Here is a 19,273-nt window from a genome sequence, read left to right as displayed (position 1 = left end):
CAGCATCAAATAGGGCGCGCATTGTACAGTGAGCCGCCTCCCGGCTGTAGGGGAAACAGCACAACTTTTATCCACAACTAGTTACGACCGTACTCATCATCGAGGCGGACAATGTCATCCTCTCCGAGATAACTGCCGGATTGCACCTCAATCAGCTCCAAGGGAATCGTGCCGGGGTTCTCCAGGCGGTGGACCACCCCCAGGGGGATATAAGTCGATTGGTTCTCGGTGATCAGGACCTCTTCTTCACCCCGGGTAACCTTCGCAGTTCCCTGCACCACAACCCAGTGTTCAGCGCGGTGGTGATGCATCTGCAGGGATAGCTGCTGGCCCGGCTTCACCACAATACGCTTCACTTGAAAGCGTGGACCCGCATCAATCGAGTCGTAGTAGCCCCAGGGCCTATATACCTTGCGGTGCCTTTGGGCCTCACTGCGACCAGTGTTCTTGAGGTTACTGACCAGTTTTTTGACTTCCTGGACCCGTTGCCGGTCAGCGATCAGAAGCGCATCGTCAGTATCGACAACCACTAGGTCGGATACACCGAGAAGGCTGACCAAGCGGCTCTCGCCACGCACCAGGCAGCGCTGGGAGTCTTCTAGCAACACATCACCCTGAAGCAAATTGTCATTGGCATCGCGTTTTGCCAACTCCCATAGCCCCTGCCAGGAGCCCACATCGCTCCAACCCGCATCCATAGGTACAACTGCCGCGGATTCCGTCGGCTCCATTACTGCATAATCCACAGACTCATCTGCGCAGGCTGCAAAAGCCTCTCTATCCACCCGGGTAAAATCCAGATCCCTCGCGGCACTCTTATAGGCACTGCGGCAGGCTGTGAGAATATCTGCACGGTACCGCTCCAACTCCTCCAGATAGCGGGAAGCTCGGAACAGGAACATGCCACTGTTCCAGGAGTAATCCCCGGAGGCCAGGTAAGCTTCAGCGGTTTCAGTGTCCGGCTTTTCGACGAACTCCGCCACTTTCCAAGCAGTTTCCGCCAATTTATCCCCGCGCCGAATGTAGCCGTATCCGGTCTCCGCCCGGGTCGGCACAATACCAAAGGTGACCAGATACCCCTGCTCAGCCAGGGCTCGGGCCGACTCTACAGACTCCTGAAAATTTGCCTCGTCAGAAACGGCGTGGTCTGCCGGTAATACCAGCAGTAAAGGGTCAGCTCCTGACTCCAGTGCTGCCAGGGCAGCCAGGGCAATAGCCGGTGCAGTATTGCGCGCGCAGGGCTCCAGTAAAATGGACTGGGCTCCGTGGCCGATTTCCTGCAATTGCTCGGCAGCGGCAAAACGATGCTCTTCGTTGCATACCAGGATCGGCGCCTGTAATGGCTCAATGCCCTCCAGGCGCCTTACGGTTGCCTGTAACATCGTTTCACCACCGATAAGGGGTAAGAACTGTTTAGGGTAGGCCTCGCGAGAGAGTGGCCACAGGCGCGAGCCAGTGCCACCACAGAGAATCACAGGAATCATCGAATGCTATCTGCCTGAATGTCGGGTATTGCGAAAGACAATTTTCGCACATCAGGTGGCGAGTTTATACTTGACTGTTTTTCCGGCACCGCAGTTGTGATCGCCCCGCGCGGAGCAAGTCCGAGGCCCGGCCCAGTATTAGCAGCATATAGGTAGAGCGTGGACACGATTTATGTAAGGGGTGCTCGCACCCACAATCTGAAGAATATCGATCTGGACATTCCCCGCGATAAACTGATCGTTATCACCGGCCTGTCCGGTTCCGGCAAATCTTCCCTGGCCTTTGACACCCTCTACGCAGAGGGGCAGCGCCGCTACGTGGAATCACTCTCCACCTACGCCCGTCAATTCCTGTCGATGATGGAAAAGCCGGATGTGGATACCGTCGAGGGGCTATCACCGGCTATTTCAATCGAGCAGAAGTCCACCTCACACAACCCCCGCTCCACTGTGGGTACCATCACAGAGATCTATGACTACCTGCGGCTGCTATTTGCCCGGGTTGGAGAACCCCGCTGCCCCGAGCACGACGAACCCCTGCAAGCCCAGACGATCAGCCAGATGGTGGATCAGGTACTGGCTTTACCGGAAGGCAGCAAGATTATGTTGCTGGCGCCGGTAGTTCGCGATCGAAAGGGTGAGCACCAGCACGTATTTGAACAATTGCGCCGGGACGGATTTGTGCGGGCACGGATCGACGGAGTTATCTGTGACCTGGACGACACCCCCAAGCTGGATAAGCGCCGCAAGCACACCATTGAGGTGGTGGTAGACCGCTTTAAGGTGCGTGAGGACCTGCAACTGCGTTTGGCGGAATCCTTCGAAACTGCCCTGAATCTCACCGACGGTATCGCCTCCATCAGTTTTATGGATGGAGACCAGGAAGATCGCCTCTTCTCTGCCCGCCACGCCTGCCCCGTCTGTGACTACTCACTGGATGAGCTGGAACCCCGCCTATTCTCCTTCAACAACCCTGCGGGCGCCTGCCCCAGCTGTGACGGCCTGGGCGTCAAGCAGTTCTTCGATGAAGACAAGGTAATTATCGATTCGGAAAGCAGTATTTCCGAAGGCGCTATTCGCGGTTGGGACAGACGCAACATTTACTATTACCACATGCTCGACTCCCTCGCCGAGCACTACGGTTTCGATCTGGATAAGCCCTGGAAAAAATTACGCAAAGCCCACCGCAAGGTTATCCTGCAGGGCAGTGGCGACGAAGAGATAGACTTCAGCTACGTCAATGATCGCGGCGATGTCACCGTGCGCCAGCACACCTTCGAGGGCATTATCCCCAACTTCCAACGCCGCTATCGGGATACCGAGTCCCAATCGGTACGGGAGGAGTTAGCCAAGTATCTGAGTACACAAAAATGCCCAGAGTGCCACGGTACCCGCCTGCGCCGCGAGGCCCGTCATGTCTTTGTGGATAACCGCACCCTGGCGCAAATTACTGAGCTGCCTGTAGGCGATGCGTTCGAGTATTTCGACCATGAGCTGGCTTTTAAAGGCGCCCAGAAAGAGATTGCCGATAAGATTCTCAAAGAGCTGCGCGATCGATTCCGCTTCCTCGTCGATGTCGGCCTGAATTACCTGACCCTGAACCGCAGTGCAGAAACCCTCTCCGGCGGCGAAGCACAGCGCATCCGCCTCGCCAGCCAGATCGGCGCCGGCCTCGTGGGCGTGATGTATATTCTCGATGAACCCTCTATCGGCCTACACCAGCGAGACAACGAGCGCCTGCTCAACACCCTCACCCACCTACGCGATATCGGCAACACGGTTATTGTGGTGGAGCACGATGAGGATGCCATTCGCAGTGCCGACTTTATCGTCGATATTGGCCCCGGTGCCGGTGTCCATGGTGGAGAAGTCGTGGCAGCGGGTACCGCCGATAAAATTGCCAAGTGCAAGAAATCCCTAACCGGTCAGTACCTCTCCGGCAAAAAGAAAATTGCCGTACCGGAAGAGCGCTACGTACCCGACTCGGACTATTTGTTGCGCCTCGAAGGGGCCAGTGGAAATAATTTACAGGACGTCGATCTGGAGATCCCAGTAGGATTATTTACCTGTGTAACTGGTGTATCCGGCTCTGGTAAGTCCACCCTGATTAATACAACCCTCTATCCACTGGCCGCCACTGCACTTAACAAAGCAACAACCCTTAAGGCCTCCCCCTATAAAGAGGTGCACGGTCTGGAGCACTTCGACAAATGCGTGGATATTGATCAGAGTCCTATCGGGCGCACTCCTCGCTCAAACCCAGCAACTTATACCGGTATTTTCACCCCAATTCGCGACTTGTTTGCCGGCACCCAGGAAGCCCGCTCAAGAGGCTATAAACCTGGACGCTTCAGCTTTAATGTCAAGGGTGGGCGCTGCGAGGCCTGCCAGGGCGACGGGGTGATTAAGGTAGAAATGCACTTTTTGCCGGATGTCTATGTACCCTGCGATACCTGTCACGGCAAGCGCTACAACCGCGAGACCCTGGAGGTACACTACAAGGGCAAGAATATCCACGAAGTATTGGAAATGACCGTGGAAGATGCACGGGAATTCTTTGACCCTGTGCCCGCAATCGCGAAGAAGTTGCAAACCCTGATGGATGTCGGCCTCTCATATATCAAGCTGGGCCAGGCTGCCACCACTCTCTCAGGTGGTGAAGCCCAACGGGTAAAACTCTCCCGCGAGCTATCCAAACGAGACACTGGGCAAACCCTGTACATCCTCGACGAACCGACTACCGGCCTGCACTTTGCCGATATCCAATTGCTGCTGGATGTTCTGCATCGCCTACGCGATCACGGCAATACCATCGTAGTGATCGAACACAACCTGGACGTGATCAAAACTGCAGACTGGATTGTAGACCTTGGCCCGGAGGGTGGCTCTGGCGGCGGACAAATTATTGCCACGGGGACACCTGAGGATGTTGCAGAAATGGACATTTCCCATACCGGGCGTTTTCTTAAAACCATGCTGAACTGATTGAACAAGAAAGGATGCCAACCTATAGATCGGCATCCTTTCTTGCTCAGCTCACTTAAAAATAACCAGTAGATAGGTGCGACAAGATATGAAGTTATTCAATCGCGACCGCTTAAATTTAGTGATCGCGGTAAGTGCAATTATGATTTCTCTGGCATCCTTCTACGCCACCTACTTGCAAGCCAGAGCTGCCAATCAACAAGTCAAAATAATGACAATGCCGGTTATTCAGTTCAGCCATGAGAACTATGACGAGGAAAGTAATCGGAACCTAATTACCTTTAACTTCCACAATGCCGGGTCCGGACCTGCCATCCTAAAGTCCGTTAGCTTCAAATATAAAAATACAGATTACTCAAGTACCCATGCTTTTTTACAAGCCTGCTGTCAGAAAGAGTATGAAATGATGATGGGTAAATATAATAGGAACCTTAAAAATCATCACCCTCCCCTTGATGAGGGGTTTCAAATCTCATCAGAGATCAACGAAGTTATCATTCCCGCACAATCGGAGTATCCTTTCTATTCTTTAAGTCGTGGTGCTACGACTTCTGAACTGTGGGAAAAAGTTAATACGGAAAGATGGGAACTTTCGGTTTCCGCCTGCTTCTGCTCACCGCTGGGAAATTGCTATGAGTCAAATTCAAAGAAAATTTCAATGGAAGTCAGCCAGTGCCCTGACAATTAACCACTTTAATAGGCAGATTCTTAGCGTTAAAACCCATTCAAAATATATTACAGGCAGGATGCCACAGTGAACATTGATATCAACTGCGATCTGGGTGAAGGTGCTGATTTACACAGCTGTGACAGGGACGCCCAAATCATGCCGTTTATTTCCCGTTGCAATATAGCTTGCGGCGGTCACGCTGGCACTCCCGAGATCATGGGTAGATCAATCGAAAACGCCCTAAAAAACAGCTTAAAAATCGGCGCGCACCCCAGCTACCCCGACAGGGAAAATTTTGGCCGCAAATCTCTAGTTATTCCTCAAAATAAATTGCTCGACTCTCTTTGCACACAAGTAAACCAACTAGAAAATATCGCGCGCAGCCTAGGAGCAACTTTAGACCATATTAAACTACACGGCGCTCTCTACAATGATACAGAGTCAAACAGAGAACTCGCTAAAAGCATTATTACCCTACTCGACAAAGAATATCCTTCACTGAAAATTATTGGGTTAGCCAACGCTGCCATGCAGTTCGCTGCTGCCAAACAAAATAAAACATTTATTCGCGAAGGATTTATGGACAGGCAGTACCTCAGCAATAACCAACTAACTCCACGCTCAATGGCGGGCGCTGTTATTGCTGAGACAGAACAGTGCTTAGAGCAAGCTATCTGCTTGGCAAAGGGTTTAGAATTTAACGATTATCATGGTGAAAAATTACAATTCTCTGTGGATACCATCTGCCTCCACGGCGATAATCCCCAAGCGCCCATTATCGCCAGACAACTTAATCAACATCTCAATGCAAACGGCGTGAGTATAGCTCGGTGACACACCCCGCCCCCCATATACCACTAGCTATTACCATTAACGGAGATTGTGCAGTAGATATCCGCTTTTCCGGCAAACCATGCAAAGCTCTTAGCCGGACAATTATCGGTTTGAGAGCGGCTCTATTAAATGAAGTTCATCCAGGTATCATTGATATCATTCCTGCATACCAGTGCTTAACTGTTATTTTCAATCCTTCCCTATGGGATCACAAAACCTTATACCAATTACTCACTAAAACTACCGAGGACTTTCTAAACAACCCTGCCCCCTTCACCAGTAGACCACGCATAGTGCGTATTCCCGTATGCTACGAAGAAGGCTTTTCTCCAGACCTTGAGGCATTATCAGAACATACCAAATTATCGTCACAGGAAATCATCAAACGACATACCGCACAACGTTACTTAGTGCATATGTTGGGCTTTACTCCAGGCTTCTTATACCTTGGCGGACTTGACCCAAAGCTATATTGCCCCAGAAAAGAAACTCCCCGAACCAGAATTCCCGCAGGCGCTGTCGGGATAGGTGGAGAACAAACAGGCATCTACCCACAAGCTACACCGGGGGGATGGCAAATTATTGGCCAGACACCCCTTAGTCTTTTTCAACCTGCGGAACCCTCCCCATTTATCGCTGCACCTTTAGATGAAATTGAGTTTTATGCAATAGATTCTCAGCAATTTCATATACTCTCGCAGAGTACTAAAAGTAGTTCACCCTAAAAAGGAGGGTCTATGGGTATTCACTTTCTTCGAGCAGGGCTACAGACAAGTATTCAGGACCTGGGTCGTCCAGGCATGATGCACTGTGGAATTCCATGGGGAGGTGCTGCCGACCCACTATCGATGAAAATAGCCAACCTGTTATTAGGAAACCCGTTAGGGCACCCAACCTTTGAGATCACCCTGCTCGGTCCTAGAATCGAATTCCTCTGCAATCTCACTATCGCTATAGCCGGAGGCCAATTCAGAGGCTCCTTAAATAACGAGTCAATTGATAATTTCCGAACCTATAGGGTTAAGCCTGGTGATATTTTGGATATAGCTCAAGCTATTTCCGGTGCAAGAACCTACCTTGCGATTTCTGCCAAGATAGACGCACCCAATATCTTAGGTAGCTCTGCAACTCACGTTATAAGTAAATTTGGCGCAAATAGTGGCAAACCGATCACATCTAACGAAGTCATCCACTTTAAAGAAGTCCACACCGCAAAAGAATCTGTACTAAATAAAAGGTTTCACCTTCACTACTCACATAATTCAAAGCTACGACTAGTGGCTGGACCAGAGAGCAATTTATTTTCCAAGAAATTTATTGAACACTTTTACGGCTCAACCTATCTGGTTTCTACCCAAAGCAATCGTATGGGCATTCGTCTATCCACTAAAAACAATTCTACAATTCATAAAATTACAAACGGAAAGCCACAACTATCATCAGCAGGACTCTATCCCGGCAGCATTCAAGTACCACCCGATGCCAATCCTATTATTTCCTTTATTGAGGGACAGACTATTGGCGGGTACCCCCGAATAGGCCATATTATAAAATCGGAACTTCATCGCCTGGGTCAGCTAGCCCCAAAAAACAAAATCACATTTCAAGAAATAAGCATTGAAGAATCGCGTGAAATTTTCAAAAAGAAACAAGACCTAATTAAAAAACTCCAACAGAGCCTAAATCTTAATCACAGGGAGGCACTATCCCTTTAATACAAGCATAAACATTATCAGATACAGAACTATTTAATGCTCAAAAATAACAGCATAAAGTAGAGAATAAAAATTACGCCAAAATAGACAAAATAATTTTATTAAAAATTTAAGTGGAATATTTTTGAACAAAAAAGAAAAAATATTACAGAAATTCTGTGACCGGCAAGTTTCCCCTCATATCTTTCTAGACCAAAACATCATTATTAACTAACCTCATTGGGTTTTACCCAAACAGCGATTTGGACTAGCGTGCAAGTTGATTATCTATAGGGAGCAAATAAATCTCCAAACAATTATTGCAGGATCAACAAAGCACATTCCAAAGAGAAAACACACAATACCTTAAGGGGATTAATAATGATAAAAATTCTCCGTGGTTTTATTTCAATACTCTTAGCGAGTTCTCTACTTATCACAGCGCATGCAAATGCAGAACCGGGTGATTACAACTTCTGGACTACCCTAAAGCATTTGTTTGATCCACCCAATGCCGATGCGCCAGTCACCTCACAGCAAGCTGAAGGGATGTATCCACTAACTATGGATGATCCCAGTTTTAATGATGATTTTGATCCTGGCGACTACAACACCTGGCAAAAAATTGATGTACCTACCAGTACAGGTGCCATGTGTGGGAATGGATCACCCTATAAGTTCTTTGTTCACCGTGTTCCAGATACCAGTAACACCATTTTCTATTTCGAGGGTGGTGGGGCATGCTGGGACTATGAAAGCTGCTCAGGACAAGCTGGTATTCGCGGGGCTCGCAACCCCAATGGCATTCCCGATGATTACCTAAGCAATGTGCACTTGTTAGATTTTACAAATTTCGAGAATCTTACTACCGCTGGCGTATCCCCTTTGATTTATACACATCATCCCTACGACCAGTATAAAACTGGCGAGTGGAATATGGTTTACGTGCCGTATTGCACTGGGGATATCTACGTAGGCGATAAAACTGAAATATACGAGGACACTACTGGCGAGAACCCCGACCTTATCTGGCACCACAATGGATTACGCAACGTTCAGGCAGTTACTTCCTGGGTGAAAAATAATTTGCAAAAACCGAAGCAGATGCTCGCTGCGGGTTGTAGTGCAGGCAGTATTGGTGCTCTGTTTAATTATTCAAAATTGCGCGAGGATATGAATGTCGATTATGGCTATCTCCTCGATGATTCAGGCCCTCTCTATCAGGCACCTTTAGACGGGAGTGACAGCACCCAATATCCCTCATTACCGCTACATAAAGAAGTGCTGCGCTCTTGGACTACCTATACCGCCGATAGCGATGAAAGCTCGGAAAATCCCATCACTATGTTAAAAGCCATAACACCGGGATTCGAAGCCAATCAGCTAGCCTCACTTTATGCTGCGCTTTCCAATAAATTCCCCTCAGATCGATTGGGTATTACGCACTTTCTTGCTGACGGGAATTTTTCATCGTACTCCTACGAGAGATTTTATGAGGATATTTATAATGATCCCGATGCAGACTCCCGTTTAAATAAATTGCGACAGCGCTGGCAGAAAGATACCCATGAAAATTTGATTCCACTGCTGGATCAAACTAGTAACTGGGGCTATTACTTCCCGATGTTCCGCAACTTGAACGAGAGCCACTGCACAACCATTATCGATTTAAACTATGGTGAGATTGCCGAGCACGGGCTTGAATTAAAAGATTTCCTCGACAACATCGTCAATCATAACGGTGGAGGAATGATTCGGGCATACGAAACCGATGAGGTTTCAGATTATGAGGACAATAGTAACTGGTTCTATGATCTGATCGGCTTGTTTATGTAATTAAAATGCCCCCAGCGCTGCCGGTAACTAGCTGGCAGCGCTGAATGATAGAAAGCCTAACTGCCATATACCGCCTCACGGGCGTCCTGAAGGCGTTTACGTAAGTATTCATGTCTACTCATACCATCGGGAAAGGACGTCATCTGCTGAACTTCCTCAACGATCGAGCGCTCAAGATCCTTATAGGTGGAAAAGCCCGGAACCTCGACATGAGGGTCGTAATCCCTGATCACCGTTTGCGCTTTATCCCGATAAATATTAAATAGCTCTTCAGCTCTTTGGGTGAACTCTGCCTGGTTAAGGCTATTTTTTTCCAGCCAAGCCAACTTCATTGAAAGCGCTTCATAGCCTGTAATACGCGATTCCCGCTCTATTTTTTCAATTGCATCCCAGGCCTCTTCACCAGAGAGATTGCCCAGGTCTGCAAAGTAGTCCTTGAGCGCCTGCTTAATATTCTCACGGTCCAGATAAGCCTGAACCCGAGGATGATTTAATAACTCTTCGACCTCCGCATGTTCCAGCTGGGACCAGGGTATGCTGTCAGAAATATTCTTTACTAATTCACTATCATCTTTTAGCGGCTCTATCATCTGGCGCACCTTGGCCACACTTGAGCGCACATCAATATCGTAGTGATCAACCCCTACAACGGCGAGCGTTACTGCTCCGGCAAGCAAAATCAGCTTTTTCATAATTAGTTACCGAGCAAATTAGAAATTATGTATTTGTCTGTCGGTAACTATCTAAGCAGAGAATTGGGAGAGCATGAAAGAAAATAACGCCCTCACCAATGAATAAAGTGCCAATATCTTACAGACTGATTAGCTAGCCAACCCAGTTAACAGCTTGCTCATCGTCTTTTTTTCCTACACAGGGCTCATCCTTGGTCTTCGGCGCCACATAGCCTACCTGCTGCTCCCGCGGAAGGTTTGCGGACTCCCAATTGGAAACCGCTTCTGCGCAGAGGCTGCGTTGCTCAGGGGATAGCGCAACACCATTAGGCCATTTTCCAAGTTCAATGGCCCGCTTTAAGCTGCCCACAATCTCGGGATTCAAACTCTTTAACAGTTGCTCAAAAGACATACAAAAATCTCCTTATGGCAAAAAAAAGGCCGGTCAAAGACCGGCCTTCCGTAGCGCTATGGCTAATAACGCTTAAGCTTCAGCAGCTTCGTCTTCTACTTGAGGACGGTCTACCAGCTCAACGTATGCCATCGGCGCCTTATCACCAGCGCGGAAACCACACTTCATGATACGGATGTAACCACCAGGACGGGCTTCGTAACGAGGACCCAGCTCGTCGAACAGCTTACGCACAGCATCCTTATCACGGATACGAGCGAAAGCCAGACGGCGGTTAGCAACACTGTCTTTCTTAGCCAGAGTGATCAGCGGCTCGGCAACGCGGCGCAGTTCTTTGGCTTTGGCCAGTGTGGTTTTGATCAGTTCGTGCTCCACCAGAGAGGCGCTCATGTTCTTGAACATGGCCTTGCGGTGAGCGCTCGTGCGGCTGAATTTACGGCCACTATAGCGATGACGCATGACTCAATTCCTTACGACCTAAGTTGCTGTCACAGCAGGTCGTTCTGGAGCGGTGTCGCGCTAAGCTGTAGCACCGCTCGGGTTCTTTCTACTAATCACGACACCGTCGCGACTACCAAATGCTTACAGGGGGCTTAACTTGCTGTCGCCTTTCAGGCTGGCCGGCGGCCAGTTTTCCAGGCGCATACCCAGGGACAAACCACGGGAAGCCAGTACGTCCTTGATTTCAGTCAGAGACTTCTTACCAAGATTCGGCGTCTTCAGCAGTTCTACTTCAGTGCGCTGAATCAGATCACCGATGTAGTAAATATTCTCTGCCTTCAGACAGTTCGCCGAACGTACAGTCAACTCCAGGTCGTCTACCGGGCGCAGTAGTACCGGATCAACTTCAGGCTCTTCAGCCTTCGGCTGTGCATCCTTCTCGCCTTCCAGGTCCACAAATACTGCGAGCTGTTGCTGCAGAATAGTGGCGGCGCGACGAATAGCCTCTTCCGGGTCCAGGGTACCGTTGGTCTCCAGATCCAGAACCAGCTTATCCAGGTCAGTGCGCTGTTCTACACGCGCGCTTTCCACGCTGTAGGAAACGCGACGCACTGGGCTGTATGAAGCATCCAGCTGCAGACGGCCAATTGCACGGCTTTCCTCTTCCTCGCCACGACGAGCATCGGCGGGCTGGTAGCCACGGCCGCGCGCTACAGTGAGACGCAGGTTGAGCTCGACATCACCAGTAATATTGGCGATCACGTGCTCAGGATTAACGATCTCGATGTCGTGATCTACCTGGATATCTCCAGCAGTCACCGCACCTGGGCCCTTTTTGCTCAGGCTCAATACCGCCTGATCCTTACCGTGCATAACAACGGCGATTTCTTTCAGGTTGAGCAGGATTTCAATTACATCTTCCTGCACACCTTCGATCGCGCTGTACTCGTGCTCGACACCTTCGATTTCCACCTCGGTGACGGCGCAGCCCGGCATGGAGGACAGCAGGATGCGACGCAGCGCATTGCCAAGAGTGTGGCCAAAGCCACGCTCCAGGGGCTCCAAAATCACTTTGGCGTGATTCGGATTGTACTCGGTGACGTCAATACGACGCGGTGTCAAAAACTCGTTGACAGCAGTCTGCATAGCCATACCTGTTTACAGTTGCATTCCTTAAAGTGGACTTATTGTTACTTGGAGTACAGTTCCACGATAAGGTTTTCGTTGATCTCTGCCGGCAGATCGACACGATCCGGAGTGCGCTTGAAAGTGCCTTCCAGTTTGCTCGCGTTTACGTCTACCCACTCGACATCGCCACGCTGGGCAGCGAGGGAAACGGAATTCTGGATACGCAGCTGCTTCTTGGCTTTCTCACGTACAGCGATAACGTCGCCTTCTTTAACCTGGAAAGAAGGGATGTTAACGGTAGTGCCGTTTACAAGAATCGCTTTGTGGGAAACCAGCTGACGCGCTTCAGAGCGAGTTGAGCCGAAGCCCATGCGGTAAACCACGTTGTCCAGACGCTGCTCGAGAAGTTGCAGCAGGTTTTCACCTGTAGCGCCCTTCAGACGTGCTGCTTCCTTATAGTAGTTACGGAACTGCTTTTCCAGTACGCCGTAGATACGACGAACTTTTTGCTTTTCACGCAGCTGAATACCGTAGTCGGACAGACGACCGCGACCAGCGCCGTGCTGACCGGGTTTGGATTCTGCGCGACACTTGGAGTCGTGCGGACGAACACCACTCTTCAGCTGCAGGTCAGTCCCTTCACGACGGGACAGTTTACATTTTGGTCCAATATAACGTGCCATTTTGTCAGCCCCCTCTTACACGCGACGCTTTTTAGGTGGACGACATCCGTTATGCGGGATAGGCGTCACGTCGGTGATGTTGGTGATCTTGTAGCCGCAGTTGTTCAGTGCACGAACGGCAGATTCGCGACCGGGGCCAGGGCCCTTAACTTCTACGTCGAGGTTTTTCAGGCCGTATTCCTGAGCTGCAGTACCTGCGCGCTCAGCGGCAACCTGGGCTGCAAACGGGGTGCTCTTACGCGAGCCACGGAAGCCAGATCCACCTGCGGTGGCCCAGCTGAGGGTATTACCCTGGCGATCAGTGATCGTCACGATCGTGTTGTTGAACGATGCGTGGATGTGGGCAATACCGTCGACAACGGTCTTTTTGACCTTTTTGCGAACAGTAGTTTTTGGCTTAGCCATACCAGTATCCTAAATCCTGTATCAAATCCCCTCGGCGATTAGCCGGACGGGGCATCTTGAACCGCGATTTCGCGCCTTTTAGTTAAGGCTTACTTGCGAATCGGCTTGCGCGGACCCTTACGGGTGCGAGCATTGGTCTTGGTGCGCTGACCACGCAGCGGCAAGCTGCGACGGTGACGCAGACCGCGATAACAACCCAGGTCCATCAAACGCTTGATGTTCATGGATATTTCACGGCGCAGGTCGCCTTCCACGGTCAGTTTTGCAACTTCACCACGGATGGTTTCGATCTGCTCTTCAGACAGTTCGCGGATTTTGGTGGATTCAGCGATACCAACCGCTGCCAAAATAGACTTAGCCGTAGTGCGACCAACCCCATAAATGTGGGTCAGGGAGATTACGGCGTGCTTGTGGTCTGGTACATTGACACCAGCAATACGTGCCATAGAGGCGTACTCCACGTATTGGAGTCACTGCTTTATATTAAGTATGTGACTCTACTTTGATTTCGGCGCTGACAGCGACTAAAAAACCGGCGGCGCCACCAAAAAGGCGCGCAAGAATAGCTTTTCAGACACTAATTTGCAATAGCCAACGTCCGCATCGGTCCCCCGAAGCGGATGAAGACGACAGTCAACGCCCCCAGTTGGAAGTTTGCTGTTGCTAACTTCCCACCCCAAAAAACTTCCCGGGGTGTTGCCATTCGATACGGGGCTGTATCGAGTAGCGAATTTTTCCAGCTTTTACAGAGGCGCCCTGAGGGCGCTCTCCGCAAGGGGCTGGCCCCTTCTTAGCCTTGACGCTGCTTGTGACGTGGCTCAGCGCTGCAGATTACCCGCAGAACACCCTTGCGACGCACGATTTTGCAGTTACGGCAGATCTTTTTTACAGAAGCGCGTACTTTCATGACCTTACCTCAATTCAATCAAACTGCGAGCAGGCGACGCCCTAGCGACGACCGTAGCTTTGCAGGTTAGATTTTTTCATCAAACCCTCGTACTGGTGCGACAGCAGATGCGATTGTACCTGTGCCATAAAGTCCATCACTACGACTACAACGATCAGCAGTGAGGTACCCCCCAGATAGAAGGGAACGTTAAACCCAACCACCAGGAACTGCGGCAGCAGGGATACCAGTGCGATGTATACAGCACCCACCAGAGTGAGGCGAGTCAGCACGCTATCGATATAGCGGGCCGTCTGCTCTCCAGGGCGAATACCTGGCACATAAGCACCGGACTTTTTCAGGTTATCCGCAACTTCATTCGGGTTGAACATCAACGCCGTGTAGAAGAAACAGAAGAAACCAATCAACAGTGCGAACAGAATAATGTTCAGCGGTTGCCCTGGTCCAAGCTGCAACGCCATCCACTGCAGGATCTCTGCACCGAGACCTTCCCCGCCCTGACCAAACCACTGTGCCAGTGTGGCCGGGAACAACAGGATACTGCTGGCAAAGATTACCGGAATTACACCGGCCATGTTTACCTTCAGCGGCAAGTGGCTCGCCTGTGCAGCTGGAGCTGCAGAGTAACGTCCCGCTTGGCGCCTGGCGTGGTTGATCGTAATGCGGCGCTGGCCGCGTTCCATAACAACCACAAAGAACACTACAGCAAGAGCGATGACGCCAATCATCAACAGCATGAGTATGTGCAGCTCACCCTGTCTCGCCTGTTCAAATGCCTGGCCGATGGCACCGGGTAAACCGGCGACGATACCGGCAAAAATCAGCATGGAAATGCCGTTGCCAACACCGCGCTCAGTGATCTGCTCACCGAGCCACATCATAAATACAGCACCAGTCACCAGTGACGTTACCGCCACAAAGTAAAAACCAAACGCGGGCTCAGATGAGTAAGCCAGGTTCTGCCCTGCCAGGCCGAAAGTCATACCGACCCCCTGAATCAGGGCCAGTATTACCGTCAGATAGCGGGTGTACTGGTTGATCTTACGTCTTCCGGCCTCCCCTTCCTTCTTCAACGCTTCCAGAGAGGGAGTCACCGCGCTCATCAACTGCATGATGATGGACGCGGAGATGTAGGGCATGATGCCCAGCGCCAGAATACTCATCCTTTCCAGGGCGCCGCCTGAAAACATGTTAAACAGGCCAAGGATGGTTCCCTGGTTCTGGTTAAACAGGTTTGACAGCTTTTCCGGATCAATGCCGGGCACCGGAATATGTGTCCCCAGTCGATAAACAAGAATCGCTAGAAACAGAAAACGAAGGCGAGCCCAAAGCTCGCCCAATCCCTTGCTGTTGCCCAGGGGATTTCCACCGGATCCTGGTCGTGCCATTGGCGCCTCGATTAGTCTTCTATTTTACCGCCAGCAGCTTCAATCGCTGCCTTTGCACCTTTGGTAACTCCCAGACCCTTAACGGTAACAGCTTTGGTCAGCTCACCTGAGAGGAACACTTTGGCGCGTTTAATATGGCTGCCGATAATATCGGCATTCTTAAGCGCTGCCAAATCGATTACGTCATTTTCTACCTTCGCCAGCTCAGCCAGACGTACTTCTGCGGTAAAGCGAGAAACACGAGCGGTGAAACCGTACTTAGGAAGACGCTTCTGCAAAGGCATCTGACCGCCTTCGAAGCCCGGACGAACACTGCCGCCGGAACGCGCTTTCTGACCTTTGTGGCCGCGGCCACCGGTCTTACCAATTCCGCTACCAATACCGCGACCAACGCGCTTGGCGCTGTGCTTGTGGCCTGGTGCTGGAGACAAGTCGTTCAAACGCATGTTATTCCCCCTCAACCTTAACCAGGTAGTTTACTTTGTTGATCATACCGCGCACGGAGGGAGTATCCTCCACTTCCACTGTGTGGCCGATGCGGCGCAGGCCCAGACCCGCAACGCACGCCTGATGACTTTTCAGGCGTCCGTTGATGCTTTTGGTCTGGGTCACTTTTATGGTCTTCTTAGCCATGGTCTTAACCCACCAATAACCTTAAATCCGAGCTGTGATTAGCCCAGAATCTCTTCGACAGATTTACCGCGCTTGGCAGCTACATCTTCCGGGCTCTGCATTTGCTCCAGAGCTTTGAAAGTTGCACGTACTACGTTCACCGGGTTGGTGGAGCCGTAACACTTAGCCAATACGTTGTGTACACCAGCCATTTCCAGAACGGAGCGCATAGCACCGCCGGCAATTACACCGGTACCCTGGGAAGCGGGCTGCATGTAAATCTTGGAACCGCCGTGGCGACCATTGGTAGCGTACTGGATGGTGTCACCATTCAGGTCTACCTGGATCATGTTGCGGCGTGCAGATTCCATCGCCTTTTGAATCGCTACAGGCACTTCACGCGCCTTGCCACGACCAAAGCCAACGCGGCCATTGCCATCACCAACTACGGTCAGTGCGGTAAAGGCGAAGATACGACCACCTTTAACAGTCTTGGCAACGCGGTTGACCTGGACCAGCTTCTCCTGCAGGCCTTCGTCGTTGCTTTTGTCTTTCTCTCTAGCCATAACTCAACCCTTAGAATTTCAGACCGGCTTCGCGGGCAGCGTCAGCCAGAGCCTTAACACGGCCATGGTATCTGAAGCCGCTACGATCGAAGGCAACTTGTTCAACGCCAGCGGCTTTCGCGCGCTCAGCGATCAGTTTGCCAACTGCGGCAGCAGCGTCAGCGTTGCCAGTTTTACCAGAGCGCAGGTCCTTGTCCAGGGTAGAGGCGGAAGCCAATACCGCGCTGCCTTCGGCAGACAGGATCTGTGCGTAAATGTGGCGCGGGGTGCGGTTCACGGTGAGGCGAACGGCGCCCAGCTCACGGATCTTGGCGCGGGCACGACGTGCACGACGCAAGCGAGATGCTTTCTTAACGTTCATATCTATGCCCTACTTACTTCTTCTTGGCCTCTTTGCGATACACGCGCTCGTCGGCATAACGGACACCCTTACCTTTGTAGGGCTCCGGCGGACGGAACGAGCGGATCTCAGCGGCCACTTGGCCCAGCAGCTGTTTATTGCTGCTCTTCAGTACGATTTCAGTCTGGGATGGAGTTTCCGCAGTCACACCTTCCGGCAACTGATAATCGATCGGATGGGAGAAGCCCAGGGTCAGGTTAACCGCTTTACCGGCTGCTTTCGCACGATAACCAACACCCAGCAACTGCAGCTTCTTCTCGAAGCCCTTGCTTACGCCTATCACCATGTTATTGACCAAAGCACGGGTGGTACCCGCCAAGGCTCTGGCCTGCTTGGAGTTATTGCGCGCGGCAAAAGTCAGCTGGCTTTCGGCCTCGCTCACTTCTACATCACCGTGAATAACCATATCCAGGTTACCGCTACCGCCTTTAACAGCGATATTTTGACCTTTCAGGTCTACGGTTACACCTGCGGGGATAACTACCGGACTATTTGCTACTCGAGACATTGCAACCCCCGCTTAGAATACGGTGCAAAGCACTTCGCCACCGATACCAGCCTGACGTGCAGCGCGGTCAGTCATCACACCATTAGAGGTGGAAACGATCGCGACACCCAGGCCACCACGTACGGTAGGCAGAGCTTTTTTACCAGTGTAAGCGCGCAGGCCCGGACGGGAAACGCGATTGAGCTCGGCAATAACCGGCTTGCCCTGGAAGTATTTCAGAGCAATGGTCAGTTCCGGCTTAGCGCCTTCGCTTACGTTTAAATCAGTAACGTAACCTTCGTCTTTCAGGACTTTGGCCACTGCTACTTTCAGTTTGGATGATGGCAGGGTGACTTCCGCCTTTCCGCGCGCCAGGGCGTTGCGGATGCGAGTCAGCATATCTGCCAACGGATCTTGCATACTCATCTTATGAGACTCCTCAAATCTGCCTTAAACCAGCTGGTAATTACCAGCTGGACTTCACGAGGCCAGGAACATCACCACGCATCGCAGCTTCACGAAGCTTGTTACGGCACAGGCCGAACTTGCGGTATACAGCGTGGGGGCGACCAGTAATACGACAGCGGCGTTGCTGACGTACCGGGCTTGCATCGCGCGGCATTTTCTGCAGCTTGAGTTGAGCCTCCCACTGCTCCTCTTCGGAAGCAGTGGAACTGGCGATGATCGCCTTCAGCTCTTGACGCTTCTCGGCGTACTTAGCTGCGGTTCGAGCGCGCTTGTTTTCGCGCGCAATCATGGATTTCTTCGCCATGGAATCCTCTTAACCCTTGAAAGGGAAGTTGAACGCTTTCAGCAGCGCACGACCTTGATCGTCGTTTGCAGCTGTAGTGGTAATACAAATATCCAGACCGCGGAGCTTGTCTACTTTGTCGTAGTCAATTTCCGGGAAGATGATTTGCTCAGTCACGCCCATAGAGAAGTTACCGCGGCCGTCGAACTGCTTCGGGCTAATGCCACGGAAGTCGCGGATACGCGGAATCGCGATGTCAACCAAACGCTCCAGGAACTCATACATGCGCTCACCGCGCAGAGTTACCTTGCAGCCGATCGGCCAACCGTCACGAATCTTAAAGCCCGCAATAGACTTGCGCGCTTTAGTAACGATGGGCTTTTGACCAGTAATTGCTGTCATATCGTTGACAGCGTGCTCCAGCACCTTCTTATCACCAATCGCTTCACCAACACCCATGTTGATGGTGATCTTGGTGATGCGCGGCACTGCCATCACATTCTCGAGACCAAGCTCTTCTTTTAGCTTGGCCACGAGGTCCTTAGTGTAGAGCTCTTTAAGCTTTGCCATGATCTACCAACCTGCTTTTGCGTCAAGAGCCTTAGATGGCTTCGCCGCTGGATTTGAAGACGCGAATCTTAGTGCCGTCTTCCAGTACTTTAAAGCCCACCCGGTCAGCCTTCTGGGTGTTAGGGTTGAAGATGGCTACGTTGGAAGCTTGGATAGCAGCTTCTTTCTCAACGATGCCACCTGCAATACCCATCTGTGGGTTTGGCTTTTGGTGCTTTTTGATCATCTGTATGCCGGAGACAATCAGACGACCGTCGTTCAGTACTTTACGTACTGAACCACGTTTGCCCTTGTCACGACCGGCGATAACGATCACTTCGTCGTCACGCTTGATCTTGCGCATAACTCT

Annotated in this window: 25 protein-coding genes; 6 read left to right on the top strand and 19 right to left on the bottom strand. The window is 51.1% G+C overall.

Annotated elements, in window-relative coordinates:
- Nucleotides 1-77: 77 nt before the first annotated feature.
- Complete coding sequence (locus ACJJII_RS09070; RefSeq protein ID WP_444895275.1) at nt 78-1,484, bottom strand: mannose-1-phosphate guanylyltransferase/mannose-6-phosphate isomerase; 1,407 nt, start codon at nt 1,482-1,484, stop codon at nt 78-80.
- 159 nt (nt 1,485-1,643) lie between these two features.
- Here ACJJII_RS09070 and uvrA point away from each other — a divergent pair, with 159 nt between their 5' ends.
- From uvrA to ACJJII_RS09040, 6 genes are all read left to right on the top strand, one after another.
- On the top strand, nt 1,644-4,469 hold the full coding sequence (gene uvrA / locus ACJJII_RS09065; protein ID WP_444918924.1) for an excinuclease ABC subunit UvrA: 2,826 nt from the start codon (nt 1,644-1,646) through the stop codon (nt 4,467-4,469).
- 88 nt (nt 4,470-4,557) lie between these two features.
- Complete coding sequence (locus tag ACJJII_RS09060; protein WP_444918923.1) at nt 4,558-5,157, top strand: hypothetical protein; 600 nt, start codon at nt 4,558-4,560, stop codon at nt 5,155-5,157.
- A 66-nt stretch (nt 5,158-5,223) separates the two neighbouring features.
- Entirely contained in the window at nt 5,224-5,973 is a 750-nt protein-coding gene (pxpA, locus tag ACJJII_RS09055; RefSeq protein WP_444918922.1) for a 5-oxoprolinase subunit PxpA, read from the top strand.
- Nucleotides 5,970-6,698 (top strand): 5-oxoprolinase subunit PxpB, encoded by a 729-nt coding sequence (pxpB, locus tag ACJJII_RS09050; protein ID WP_282934382.1) that lies wholly within the window; start codon nt 5,970-5,972, stop codon nt 6,696-6,698. The genes pxpA and pxpB overlap by 4 nt, the downstream gene beginning before the upstream one ends.
- A 12-nt stretch (nt 6,699-6,710) precedes the next feature.
- Nucleotides 6,711-7,688: a 5-oxoprolinase subunit C family protein gene (locus ACJJII_RS09045; RefSeq protein ID WP_444918921.1), complete on the top strand. Its 978-nt coding sequence runs from the start codon at nt 6,711-6,713 to the stop codon at nt 7,686-7,688.
- Between the two features lie 360 nt (nt 7,689-8,048).
- Nucleotides 8,049-9,503, top strand: a complete 1,455-nt coding sequence (locus ACJJII_RS09040) for a pectin acetylesterase-family hydrolase (RefSeq protein ID WP_413664286.1) — start codon at nt 8,049-8,051, stop codon at nt 9,501-9,503.
- A 56-nt stretch (nt 9,504-9,559) separates the two neighbouring features.
- Here the strand turns inward: ACJJII_RS09040 and ACJJII_RS09035 are convergent, their stop codons facing one another.
- From ACJJII_RS09035 to rplX, 18 genes are all read right to left on the bottom strand, one after another.
- Nucleotides 9,560-10,195, bottom strand: a complete 636-nt coding sequence (locus ACJJII_RS09035; protein ID WP_444918920.1) for a hypothetical protein — start codon at nt 10,193-10,195, stop codon at nt 9,560-9,562.
- Between the two features lie 133 nt (nt 10,196-10,328).
- Nucleotides 10,329-10,586 (bottom strand): YeaC family protein, encoded by a 258-nt coding sequence (locus ACJJII_RS09030; RefSeq protein ID WP_413664284.1) that lies wholly within the window; start codon nt 10,584-10,586, stop codon nt 10,329-10,331.
- A 72-nt stretch (nt 10,587-10,658) separates the two neighbouring features.
- Entirely contained in the window at nt 10,659-11,045 is a 387-nt protein-coding gene (rplQ, locus tag ACJJII_RS09025) for a 50S ribosomal protein L17 (RefSeq protein WP_108731671.1), read from the bottom strand.
- A gap of 123 nt (nt 11,046-11,168) precedes the next feature.
- On the bottom strand, nt 11,169-12,173 hold the full coding sequence (locus tag ACJJII_RS09020) for a DNA-directed RNA polymerase subunit alpha (protein ID WP_282934387.1): 1,005 nt from the start codon (nt 12,171-12,173) through the stop codon (nt 11,169-11,171).
- Nucleotides 12,174-12,217: 44 nt separating this feature from the next.
- A complete protein-coding gene (gene rpsD, locus ACJJII_RS09015) occupies nt 12,218-12,838 on the bottom strand; it encodes a 30S ribosomal protein S4 (RefSeq protein ID WP_108731669.1) in 621 nt (206 codons plus the stop codon).
- Nucleotides 12,839-12,853: 15 nt separating this feature from the next.
- The gene (gene rpsK / locus ACJJII_RS09010; RefSeq protein ID WP_020411406.1) at nt 12,854-13,243 is read right to left on the bottom strand and encodes a 30S ribosomal protein S11; all 390 of its coding nucleotides are present in this window, start codon (nt 13,241-13,243) and stop codon (nt 12,854-12,856) included.
- An 89-nt stretch (nt 13,244-13,332) separates the two neighbouring features.
- Nucleotides 13,333-13,689 carry a 30S ribosomal protein S13 gene (rpsM, locus tag ACJJII_RS09005; RefSeq protein WP_282934388.1) on the bottom strand — a complete coding sequence of 119 codons (357 nt, stop codon included), beginning with the start codon at nt 13,687-13,689 and terminating at the stop codon, nt 13,333-13,335.
- A gap of 344 nt (nt 13,690-14,033) precedes the next feature.
- Nucleotides 14,034-14,150, bottom strand: a complete 117-nt coding sequence (gene rpmJ / locus ACJJII_RS09000) for a 50S ribosomal protein L36 (protein ID WP_010133825.1) — start codon at nt 14,148-14,150, stop codon at nt 14,034-14,036.
- 41 nt (nt 14,151-14,191) lie between these two features.
- Nucleotides 14,192-15,538 (bottom strand): preprotein translocase subunit SecY, encoded by a 1,347-nt coding sequence (gene secY, locus ACJJII_RS08995; RefSeq protein WP_444918919.1) that lies wholly within the window; start codon nt 15,536-15,538, stop codon nt 14,192-14,194.
- An 11-nt stretch (nt 15,539-15,549) separates the two neighbouring features.
- Nucleotides 15,550-15,984, bottom strand: a complete 435-nt coding sequence (rplO, locus tag ACJJII_RS08990; protein ID WP_282934390.1) for a 50S ribosomal protein L15 — start codon at nt 15,982-15,984, stop codon at nt 15,550-15,552.
- Between the two features lies 1 nt (nt 15,985).
- Nucleotides 15,986-16,171 carry a 50S ribosomal protein L30 gene (rpmD, locus tag ACJJII_RS08985; protein WP_020411402.1) on the bottom strand — a complete coding sequence of 62 codons (186 nt, stop codon included), beginning with the start codon at nt 16,169-16,171 and terminating at the stop codon, nt 15,986-15,988.
- Nucleotides 16,172-16,209: 38 nt separating this feature from the next.
- Complete coding sequence (gene rpsE / locus ACJJII_RS08980) at nt 16,210-16,716, bottom strand: 30S ribosomal protein S5 (protein WP_282934391.1); 507 nt, start codon at nt 16,714-16,716, stop codon at nt 16,210-16,212.
- Nucleotides 16,717-16,726: 10 nt separating this feature from the next.
- Nucleotides 16,727-17,077, bottom strand: a complete 351-nt coding sequence (rplR, locus tag ACJJII_RS08975) for a 50S ribosomal protein L18 (protein WP_282934392.1) — start codon at nt 17,075-17,077, stop codon at nt 16,727-16,729.
- 13 nt (nt 17,078-17,090) lie between these two features.
- The gene (gene rplF, locus ACJJII_RS08970; RefSeq protein ID WP_282934393.1) at nt 17,091-17,624 is read right to left on the bottom strand and encodes a 50S ribosomal protein L6; all 534 of its coding nucleotides are present in this window, start codon (nt 17,622-17,624) and stop codon (nt 17,091-17,093) included.
- A 12-nt stretch (nt 17,625-17,636) separates the two neighbouring features.
- Nucleotides 17,637-18,029 carry a 30S ribosomal protein S8 gene (gene rpsH / locus ACJJII_RS08965; RefSeq protein ID WP_282934394.1) on the bottom strand — a complete coding sequence of 131 codons (393 nt, stop codon included), beginning with the start codon at nt 18,027-18,029 and terminating at the stop codon, nt 17,637-17,639.
- Nucleotides 18,030-18,069: 40 nt separating this feature from the next.
- Nucleotides 18,070-18,375, bottom strand: a complete 306-nt coding sequence (rpsN, locus tag ACJJII_RS08960; protein ID WP_020411397.1) for a 30S ribosomal protein S14 — start codon at nt 18,373-18,375, stop codon at nt 18,070-18,072.
- 9 nt (nt 18,376-18,384) lie between these two features.
- Nucleotides 18,385-18,924, bottom strand: coding sequence for a 50S ribosomal protein L5 (rplE, locus tag ACJJII_RS08955; protein WP_020411396.1), 540 nt, complete (start codon nt 18,922-18,924; stop codon nt 18,385-18,387).
- A 31-nt stretch (nt 18,925-18,955) separates the two neighbouring features.
- A complete protein-coding gene (gene rplX, locus ACJJII_RS08950) occupies nt 18,956-19,267 on the bottom strand; it encodes a 50S ribosomal protein L24 (protein WP_108731661.1) in 312 nt (103 codons plus the stop codon).
- Nucleotides 19,268-19,273 lie beyond the last annotated feature (6 nt).

The organism is Microbulbifer maximicatervae (SeqCode) (assembly GCF_052467825.1).
Note: the sequence above shows the minus strand (reverse complement) of the source record. Positions and strands in the feature narration are given on the sequence as shown.